The organism is Desulfovibrio sp. (assembly GCF_041907885.1).
In the GTDB taxonomy this organism is placed as follows: Bacteria; Desulfobacterota; Desulfovibrionia; order Desulfovibrionales; family Desulfovibrionaceae; genus Desulfovibrio.
This window is the reverse complement of record NZ_JAYRGM010000005.1, coordinates 89,168-99,154: the sequence shown is the minus strand read 5'-3', so window position 1 is coordinate 99,154 and position 9,987 is coordinate 89,168. Positions and strand designations below refer to the sequence as shown.

Sequence of the window (9,987 nt, the reverse complement as noted above, 5' to 3'; positions counted from 1 at the left end):
CCTTCCTTTTTTGCATACCCCGGCCTTTGCAGGGCGCAAAAAAAGCATTATATAAGGCGTGCGCGGCTTACGGTTTCAGGGCCATGCCGCTGCCCCCCGCCCCCCGCTGCGCGGCAATCCTGCAAATGCCTTTTGCTGGCAGGAATCCAGCCTATGACCATGTTTATGGCGGTTCTTACCGTTGAATTCAGCCTGCACGGCAACGACAACCTCAAGGCCAAGCGCCGCGTTGCCAACAGCCTGAAACAAAAAACAAGAAATAAATTTAATGTCGCCATTGCCGAGGCGGGAACAGAAGACAGCCTTTCCCAGCTACGGCTGGCGGTGGTTTCCATTTCCAACAGCGAGCCACATCTGCGCAGCCGCATGGACAAATGCGCTCTCATGATGGAGGCAGTCTGCCCAGAGGAAATGGTGGATAGCCAAGTGGAGATTTATGCAGCGGATTGATCTTATTCCCCAGCGCTTTCGCCAGGGTGCAGAGCGCATGGCCCAGGCTTTTCGAGATATGGATCAAGTGGTCGTGGCAGCCCACGTCAACCCGGACGGCGACGCCGCAGGTGCTGTGGCAGCAGCCTGCCACGTGCTCCGCTCCATGGGCAAGGAATTCATGGTTTATGCCCAGCCCGGCCTGCCCGCCTATCTGGACTTTTTCCCCATGCCCGGCGTGGTCCACACAACGCTTGAGCACCCGCCATTCAAACCCCGTTGCGCTGTGCTGCTGGATTGCGGAGAACCAGAACGACTTGGCCGCGAGCTTGCCGCCCGTCTGCCAGAACTGATGACCATAAACATCGACCACCACCTTGGCGGTGATGGCATGGGCAGCGCCGCAAACTGGGTTGAACCCACAGCGGCGGCCACAGCCCAGCTCATGGCCTATGTGGCCCTGGCTGCCGAGCTGCCCCTCACAGGCGACCTTGCCACCGCCATCGCCCTGGGCATCATCACCGACACTGGCGGTTTTTGCCACGGCAACACCAGCGCCGACGTGCTCTATCTTACGGCGCATATGGTCGAGCACGGGTGCGACATCGCCCTGCTGCGCGAAAGGCTTGAAAATACCTGGAGCCGGGGACGCCTCACCCTCTGGGGCCAGCTTTTGCAGCGCGCAAGCCTTGAGCGGCGCGGCAGCGTCTGTTTTTGCCCCGTACACCTTGAAGATCTGCGCAAATGCGGCGCACTCAAGGAAGACCTGGAAGGTTTTGTGGAGCAGCTGCGCCGCCTGCGCGGCGTGCATGTGGCGGCTGTGCTGCGCGAGGATTCGCCCAATTGCTGCAAATTCAGCCTGCGCTCCTACGGTTCCATCGACGTGCGCGCAGCGGCTGCAAGGCTGGGCGGCGGCGGGCATCGCAACGCTGCGGGCGGAACCCTGCGTGCCGATATGGCAGTGGCAAGCGCGCAACTGCTTGCCGCCATTGCGGAAGAGCTGGATGCAGAAGGTGTGGCCTGACCAACAGAATACCCGGCTGTGGCGCATCAGGGTTTTTGCCCTGCGCACGGCCTGTACCGCCGATATTTTTTTGACTTATGCCCGCTCTGCGGCTAAGGTAACAACTTGCGTATGAGTATGACCACAGCGGCCAATGCCGCACCCAGCACCACAGACCGGCAGCCGGATCAACGCTCCGGGGCGGCCCAGTTGCCCCAGCAGCACGGCATTCTTGTGTTGCGCAAGCCTTCCGGCCCCACATCGGCGCGCTGCCTCACGGCCATCAAGCGCCTGGGCCAGAAAAAAATCGGGCATGCGGGCACGCTTGATCCGCTGGCTTCAGGGGTGCTGCTGGTACTGCTGGGGCAAGCCACCAAGCTTTCTGGCCATTTGCTGGCCGGGGGCGGCAAGGTCTACAGCGGCACGTTTCGTCTGGGCCAAACCACCGACACCTGGGACATTGAGGGCAAGGTGGTGGCCGAAGCTGCGTGGGAACACGTAAGCGAAGCTGACGTGCGCCGCGAGATTGCAGCGTGGCTTGAGCTTACCGAGCAGCCCGTGCCGCCCTATTCGGCGGCCAAGCATGAAGGGCAGCCGCTGTACAAACTGGCGCGCAAGGGCATGGAAGCCCCCGCCAAGGTCAAACGCATGGAAATTTCACTGGCGGAAACACTCAGTGTGAGTCTTCCGTTTGTGAGCTTTCGGGTCGCTTGTAGTTCTGGCACCTATATACGCTCCCTGGCCCACAGCTTGGGGACGCGCTTAGGGTGTGGAGCCGTGCTCACTGAACTGACCCGGGAGTATAGTCACCCCTTCGGCCTCGATGTGGCCCGCGACCCAGCGGACTTCACGGCTGATCCAACCCTGTTGCCCGGTTGTGTACGCCCCATTGCAGAGGCGCTGCCCCACTGGCCCAGGGTTGAGCTCACGCCGGATGAAGCTGCTCGCGTGCGCAATGGCATTGCCGTGCCCTGTCGCCCAGAAGCCTCCGCCCCGGCGGAAGCCAGGCAACAGGACAAGGCGGCCACCGAGCCCGCTGGCGGCTTTGCGCTGCTGATGGAACAGGGCACTGCCCTGGCCCTGGCGCAGCTTGAAGTTACGCCCGCTGGCCCATGTTGGACCGTATTGCGGGGACTTTGGAACTAACCCCGACTATCAAGGAGTACTGCTGTGGTAATGGATGCCAGCGACAAGAAGACCGTTATTGATGCCCACGCCAAACACGAGGGCGATACCGGTTCTCCGGAAGTTCAGGTGGCCCTGCTCACCGCCCGTATTGAAGACCTCACCGGCCACTTCAAAGAACACAAAAAGGACTTCCACTCGCGCACCGGCCTGCTCAAGCTGGTTGGTCGCCGCCGTAACATTCTGAGTTACTTGAAAAAGAAAGACGTCCAGCGTTACCGCGCTCTTATCGAAAAGCTCGGTCTGCGCAAGTAAGACTCTGACGCGCAAGGGGGAGCCAGCGCTCCCCCTTGTTGCTTGAATCAAAACCCCCAAGGGTACAAACGCGAAGAAGGGGGGTCCGGGAAAATCAGGCAGAGGCCCAAGGCCAGTGATCTGCCCGCTTTTGCCGGAATCCCCTTCGCCCTACGCAAAGGAATTTTTATGTATCAGGACATTTTTAATCCTATCCAGGTTTCAGCCCAGGTTGGCGGCAAAGAAATTATCTTTGAAACAGGCCGCATGGCCAACCAGGCCCACGGTTCTGTGTGGATTCAGTGCGGCGGCACTGTGGTGCTCGTCACCGTGTGCTCGCAGACCCTCGAATTCGACAAGGGCTTCTTTCCCCTTACCGTTGAATATTCCGAAAAAATGTACGCCGCTGGCCGCATTCCCGGCAGCTTTTTCCGCCGCGAGATTGGCCGTCCCTCCGAGCGTGAAACCCTGGTTTCGCGCCTCATCGACCGCCCGCTGCGCCCCCTGTTCCCCAAGAAGGGCCTGAACGAAGACGTGCAGGTGCTCGCCAGCGTTATCTCTGCCGATCAGGAAAACGACTCTGACGTGCTGGCCCTCACGGGCGCTTCGGCTGCTGTCATGCTGTCGCCCCTGCCCTTTGACGGCCCTGTGGCCGGTGGCCGCATTGGCCGCATCAACGGTCAGTTTGTGCTCAACCCTACCTTTGAGCAGCAGGCGCAGAGCGATCTCAACATCGTGTTTGCCGCCTCTGCCGACGCCCTCACCATGGTGGAAGGCGAAGCCCGCTTTGTGCCCGAAGACGTCATCATCGACGCGCTCGAATGGGGCCGCCAGCAGATTCAGCCCCTCATTGAAGCCCAGCTCAAGCTGCGCGAACTGGCCGGAAAGCCCAAGATGGTCTTTACCGCCCACGCCGACGACCCGGTTCTGGTTGCCCGTGTGAAAGAACTGGCCCTGGCCGCTGGCCTTGATGAAGCCCTGCGCGTGCCTGAAAAGATGGCCCGCAAGGACGCCCGCAAGGCCGTGAAAGAAAAGGTCATGGAAACCCTCAAGAGCGACCCCGCCTGGGCGGAAAACGACGCAGCTCTCAAGAGCGTTGGCGACATTCTCTCTGACATGGAAAAGAAGCTGGTGCGCGCCCGCATCGTCAACGAAGGCACGCGCATTGATGGCCGCGACACCAAGACCGTGCGCCCCATCCAGATCCAGACCGGCATGCTGCCCCGCGCTCACGGTTCGGCCCTGTTCCGCCGTGGTGAAACCAAGTCCATGGTGGTAACCACCCTTGGTTCCTCCACCGACGAGCAGCGCATGGATTCGCTGACCGGCGACGTGACCAAGCGCTTTATGCTGCACTACAACTTTCCGCCCTTCTCTGTGGGCGAAGTGAAGCCCGTGCGCGTTTCGCGCCGCGAAATCGGCCACGGTGCCCTGGCTGAAAAGTCGCTGCGCCCCGTGCTGCCCGCCGACGCTTCGTTTCCCTTTACCCTGCGCGTAGTTTCCGAAACGCTCGAATCCAACGGCTCGTCCTCCATGGCTGCCGTGTGCGGCGGTTCGCTCTCGCTCATGGACGCAGGCGTGCCCATCAGCGCCCCTGTGGCCGGTGTGGCCATGGGCCTCATCAAGGAAGGCGACAAGTTTATCGTGCTCACCGACATTCTCGGTGACGAAGACGCCCTCGGCGATATGGACTTCAAGATTGCCGGTACTGCCGAAGGCGTCACCGGCGTGCAGATGGACATCAAGATCACCGGCCTCACCACCGAGATCATGCGCGCTGCCATGCAGCAGGCCCACGAAGGCCGCAGCCACATTCTGGCAGAAATGGCCAAGGCCATTGCCGAACCCCGCCGCGAGCTTTCGCGCTTTGCCCCGCAGCACGCCGAAGTGTTCGTCAACCCCGACATCATTCGCCTCATCATTGGCCCCGGCGGCAAGAACATCAAGGCCATCACCGCCGCCACCGGCGCTTCTGTGGATATCGAAGACACTGGCCGCGTTTCCATCTTCGCGCCTACTGCCGATGCTCTGGAAAAAGCCCGCGAAATGGTTTCGTACTACGATCAGCGCCCCGACCTTGGCAAGAATTACCTGGCCAAGGTGCGCAAGATCATGGAAATCGGCGCCATTGTGGAAGTGCTGCCCAATGTGGAAGCCCTTGTGCATGTTTCGCAGCTTGATGTGAACCGCGTGGAACAGCCCGGCGACGTGGCCCGCCTTGGCGAAGACATGATGGTCAAGGTTATCGAAATCAACGGCGACCGCATCCGCGCCAGCCGCAAGGCCGTGCTGCTCGAAGAACAGGGCCATCCCTGGAATCCCGAAGAAACCGCCCGTCCTCCCCGTTCCGACCGTGGCGACCGTGGCGACAGAAACGGCCGTGGTGACCGTGGCGGTCGTGACCGCCGCGACCGTGGCGACAGGCGCTAATCTGTTTTACGCGCTGGCCGGAGCCTCTCCGGCCAGCGCGATGACCGCGCGATGAAAGGAAAATTTCATGGCCAAGAAAGCTGAAAAAAACGTTTCGACCCCTGAACACGAATCCGAAGAATGGGTTCGCGTGGACAGCAACGGCAACCCCCTTGCCGATCAGGCCCCTTCTGCCGAAGAGATTGAAGCGCAGATGGCCGCCGCCAACCGCGCCCACACAGAAAGCCTGGGCGATGCCTGGGCTGTGCTGACGGGGCAGAATCCGGCTTCCATCATGGGCCAGATTGCGGCCACAGTCATGCACGAGGGCGGCACGCGCCCCTCGTGGCAGTGGAAGCGCGGCGGCAGGGATCATATCTTGCTTGCCTGGCCGCAGGATCAACCCGTCAGGGCTGCCGTGCTGGTGGCTGGCGACGAAGGCGAAAAACTTGCGCCCGTAACCGCCACCCCCCTGCTGGAAGGGCTGCCCAACGACCTTATGGTTGATTCGGTTCACCCCTGGCACACCAATGTGGAAGCCAACGTGGCGGTGAGCATGCTTGAGGGCAAAAGCCCCATGTGGTTTTACGACCCGCTGTATGGCCGCGACAAGGACGACCTGACCCCTGGCGTGACGCACACATTTTTGTTGGCCGGTCTGGCCTTTGGCCTGCGCAAGGCCATGCTGGACGAGATCACCATCACTCAGGGCGTGCGCTACGAGGCCTATGCCGAAGCATGGCTTGCCGAAAACCCCGGCAAAACACGCCTCGATGTGCCCCCGCTCAAGGTGGATGTGAGCAAGCGCCACATGATCATGCCTGGCCGCAATTTTTGCGAATACCAGATGCGTGCCGTCATTGAAGAGGTAGCTGACTGCCAGCTCGAAAAAATGCCGGTAAAGCAGGTCTACCTCAGTTTTCCTTTCGACGACAGGCAGCCCCTGCGCCTGCCCGTGTACGCCTCCAAGATGGTTCTGGGTGAGTATGAACCCGCCGTCGGGGACGAGGTCGATGCCTACGTGTGGCTGCAAGGCCGCATCATTGACATCGACCAGGGTCCGCAGCAATAATTGCAAGAAAGGGCCGCGCCCTGCGCGGCCCTTTCTTGATATCAGCGCCGAGGCTGTAAGGCCGGGCGCGACATTCCATTCTGCACACCACTGCCCAGCCGCCAGCATAAAGGCAGACCGTTGCAGAACAGCCCTGCGGGGCAATCGGCCAAACTGAAATATCAGCTTTTGCCGAGGTTCAGGCCTGATCAGTATCCTCCCCCCTCAGTCTGCACCGCGTGTACCCTTTGCCGCGATGCCACTTTGTCTTGCCCATGCCTGCGCACAGACACGAGCATTCCGCTGGCATTCCCGGCCTTTTCCAGCTGCGCACCGCTTGCGCAGTCCTGGACACTGCCCGGTAACCTGGGAAAAACAGCGCCGTACCAAACGCGTTGAGCAGAGGACATATGCAGCAAGCCCACACACCAGCCCCCTTTATGGGAACCGGGCAGTGCCTTGATACCCTCAACCGGGTACTGGCAGCCCTGTCGCCAGGGCATTCGTTCAACGATTCGTTGCGGGAGCTGCTGGCAGCCCTCGCAGAAGACATGCACTTTGACAGGCCGCATATCGTGGTACAGGACCCGGAAAGCGGCGAGCTCAAGCTTTCACTTTCTTACGGCCCGGCAGACGCCCCCGAAGCGGCCTATGAACCCGGTTCAGGCATCACCGGCCAGGTTTTCGCCGAGGGCAGGCCCATCATTGTGCCCTGCATGCAGGGGCGGCCCGATTTTCAGAACCGCCTCTTTGGCCGCAGCCAGGAAGAAATGGCCCGGCTGGCCTTTATCTGCGTGCCTGTGCGCGTTGAAAACGGCGACCAGACAGAAGTTATCGGCACGCTCAGCGCCGACACCCCCACCGCCACAGAGGCTGAGCTGGATCTTCGCTGCCGTTTTCTTGAAACCGTGGCCACGCTGGTTGGCCGTCAGGTGGCCCGCTTGCAGGAAGAAATGGCTCGCCAGCATTTTTGTATGCTGCCCGACGAACCGCTGGTCAGCGGCACGCCCGCATCGGTCATTGCCACTTCCAAAAGCCTGCGCCATGTACTGCGCCGCCTCACACAGGCAGGGGCCAGCCGCGCCACTGTACTGCTGCGCGGCGAATCTGGCGTGGGCAAAGAGCTGATGGCTCAGGCCCTGCACGCGGCCAGCCCCCGGCGCACTCAGCCTCTGGTTATGCTCAACTGCGCGGCCCTGCCTTCCGAACTCATTGAAGGCGAGCTTTTTGGCTGGCGCAAGGGGGCGTTTACCGGTGCGGTACAAAACCGTGCTGGTCTGTTCCGTCAGGCCGACAAGGGCACGCTGTTTCTTGATGAAATAGGCGACCTTTCCACCACGGCGCAGGCAAAGGTGCTGCGCGCGCTTCAGGAAGGCGAAATCCAGCCGCTCGGCGACGAACGCCGCTACAAGGTGGACGTGCGCCTGGTCTGCGCCACCCACCGCCCGCTGGAAGAGCTGGTGGAGCAGGGCCTGTTTCGCGAAGACCTGTACTACCGCATCAATGTCTTTCCCGTGTTCATACCGCCGCTGCGCGAGCGGCCAGAAGACATACTGCCGCTCACAGAGCACTTTTTGCGCATGTTCAGCAAGGAATACGAAAGGCCCGTGCGGCGCATTTCAACGCCTGCCATCGACCTTTTGCTGCAATACCACTGGCCCGGCAACGTGCGCGAGCTGAAAAACGTGATGGAACGCGCCGTGCTTATCTGCGAAGACGCCGTGCTGCGCGCCCATCATCTGCCAAGCACCCTGCAAAGCGCAGAAAGCAGCAGCACCGGGGCCACGGTTGGCGGCCTCGGTTTTAACGAAACCATTGCCCGCGTGGAGCAGGAATTTATTGTGGACGCGCTCAAAAACGCGCGCGGCAATATCCATCAGGCCGCGCGCGACCTCGGCATAACCTACCGTATCATTTACTATAAAATGAAAAAGTACGGTATAGACCACCGCCGGTTTGCATCAACCCCTTCAGTCTGAATGGGGACAAAGTATCCATAAAGGACCTCCGGCAATCCGGCCCGTCAGTTTTTAGCAGGCGGGCCTTTTTTGTTACCACAGCCCGCATGTGCCGCCGTGGTCGGGATCGTCTCCGAACAACAACAAAATTGTTTTAAAATCTGGACAATTTTACAAATTTGTACCGAAATTCAGGCAGGACATGTAAATAAAATCCATATTTACGGCATATTACGCAAACAACTCGATTGGAACGCCTCTTGCTTAATCATGTGCTGTAGCAAGTAGCGCGGCAACCATGGGGGTGCGCCGCGTAAGGTACAGCACGACAGTCAGTTCCCAGGAGGCTTTACATGTTCAAGAAAACATTGGCGGCGTTTGCGCTCATGCTCGTCACCCTGTGCGGTTCACTGAATGCCAAGGCTGCGGACGACACCATCAAGGTGGGTATTCTGCATTCCCTTTCCGGCACCATGGCTATCAGCGAAACCACGCTGAAAGACGTCATGCTCATGCTCATTGACGAGCAGAACAAAAAAGGCGGCCTGCTGGGCAAAAAGCTGGAGGCCGTGGTGGTCGATCCTGCTTCCAACTGGCCCCTGTTTGCCGAAAAAGCCCGCGAACTGCTGAGCAAGGACAAGGTAGCCGCCGTTTTTGGCTGCTGGACCTCGGTTTCGCGCAAATCGGTGCTGCCCGTGTTTGAAGAACTCAACGGCCTCCTCTTCTACCCCGTGCAGTACGAAGGCGAAGAATCTTCGCGCAACGTCATCTACACTGGTGCTGCCCCGAACCAGCAGGCCATTCCCGCTGTGGACTACCTGATGAAAGACCTCGGCGTGAAGCGCTGGGTGCTGGCCGGTACGGACTACGTGTTCCCCCGCACCGCCAACAAGATCATCGAAGCCTACCTGATTTCCAAGGGTGTGAAAAAAGAAGACATCCTTATCAACTACACCCCCTTCGGCCATGCCGACTGGCAGTCCATTGTTGCTGAAATCAAAAAGTTTGGTAACGCGGGCAAAAAGACCGCCGTGGTCTCTACCCTCAACGGCGACGCCAACGTGCCTTTCTACAAGGAACTCGCCAACCAGGGCATCACCTCTGCCGATATTCCCGTCATGGCTTTCTCTGTGGGCGAAGAAGAACTTTCCGGCATAGACACCAAGCCCCTGGTGGGCCACCTGGCCGCGTGGAACTACTTCATGAGCGTGGACAACCCCGCCAACAAGGCCTTTATCAAGAAGTGGCTCGACTTCACCAAGAATCCCAAGCGCGTCACCAACGATCCCATGGAAGCCCACTTCATCGGCTTTAACCTGTGGGTCAAGGCTGTGGAAAAGGCCCAGAGCACCGATGTGAACAAGGTTCTGAAGGCCATTGTGGGTCTTGAAACCCCCAACCTCACCGGCGGCATTGCCAAAGTTCTGCCCAACCACCACATCACCAAGCCCGTGCTGATCGGCGAAATTCAGGCCGACGGCCAGTTCCAGGTGGTTTGGGAAACCCCCTCCGTGGTTCCCGGCGAAGCATGGTCGCACCATCTGCCCGAATCCAAGGATCTGATCGGCGACTGGACCGACCCCATCAACTGCGGCAACTACAATACCAAGACCAAGAAGTGCGGCGGCGCTTCCAAGTAAGATCACAAGCCTGAAACTGCTGCGGGGGCCATGCAGGCCCCCGCGTTTCCCCCCACGGCACGCCTGCCGAAGAGCATC

General features: G+C 60.1%; 8 protein-coding genes. All 8 read left to right on the top strand.

Annotated features, from left to right (window positions below; all coding sequences use genetic code 11):
• Positions 1-159: 159 nt before the first annotated feature.
• The 8 genes from ACE3NW_RS04890 to urtA all read left to right on the top strand — a co-directional run bounded on the left by ACE3NW_RS04890 (position 160) and on the right by urtA (position 9,909).
• Entirely contained in the window at positions 160-450 is a 291-nt protein-coding gene (locus tag ACE3NW_RS04890; protein ID WP_374281093.1) for a DUF503 domain-containing protein, read from the top strand.
• Positions 437-1,453 (top strand): bifunctional oligoribonuclease/PAP phosphatase NrnA, encoded by a 1,017-nt coding sequence (locus ACE3NW_RS04885; protein ID WP_374280956.1) that lies wholly within the window; start codon positions 437-439, stop codon positions 1,451-1,453. The genes ACE3NW_RS04890 and ACE3NW_RS04885 overlap by 14 nt, the downstream gene beginning before the upstream one ends.
• Before the next feature lie 189 nt (positions 1,454-1,642).
• Entirely contained in the window at positions 1,643-2,578 is a 936-nt protein-coding gene (gene truB / locus ACE3NW_RS04880; RefSeq protein WP_374281091.1) for a tRNA pseudouridine(55) synthase TruB, read from the top strand.
• Positions 2,579-2,602: 24 nt separating this feature from the next.
• Positions 2,603-2,872 carry a 30S ribosomal protein S15 gene (gene rpsO, locus ACE3NW_RS04875; RefSeq protein ID WP_374280954.1) on the top strand — a complete coding sequence of 90 codons (270 nt, stop codon included), beginning with the start codon at positions 2,603-2,605 and terminating at the stop codon, positions 2,870-2,872.
• Between the two features lie 168 nt (positions 2,873-3,040).
• Positions 3,041-5,281, top strand: coding sequence for a polyribonucleotide nucleotidyltransferase (gene pnp / locus ACE3NW_RS04870; RefSeq protein WP_374280952.1), 2,241 nt, complete (start codon positions 3,041-3,043; stop codon positions 5,279-5,281).
• Between the two features lie 67 nt (positions 5,282-5,348).
• Positions 5,349-6,332 carry a hypothetical protein gene (locus ACE3NW_RS04865; protein WP_374280950.1) on the top strand — a complete coding sequence of 328 codons (984 nt, stop codon included), beginning with the start codon at positions 5,349-5,351 and terminating at the stop codon, positions 6,330-6,332.
• Positions 6,333-6,721: 389 nt separating this feature from the next.
• A complete protein-coding gene (locus ACE3NW_RS04860; protein ID WP_374280948.1) occupies positions 6,722-8,290 on the top strand; it encodes a sigma 54-interacting transcriptional regulator in 1,569 nt (522 codons plus the stop codon).
• A gap of 365 nt (positions 8,291-8,655) precedes the next feature.
• Positions 8,656-9,909, top strand: coding sequence for an urea ABC transporter substrate-binding protein (gene urtA / locus ACE3NW_RS04855; RefSeq protein WP_374281089.1), 1,254 nt, complete (start codon positions 8,656-8,658; stop codon positions 9,907-9,909).
• Positions 9,910-9,987 lie beyond the last annotated feature (78 nt).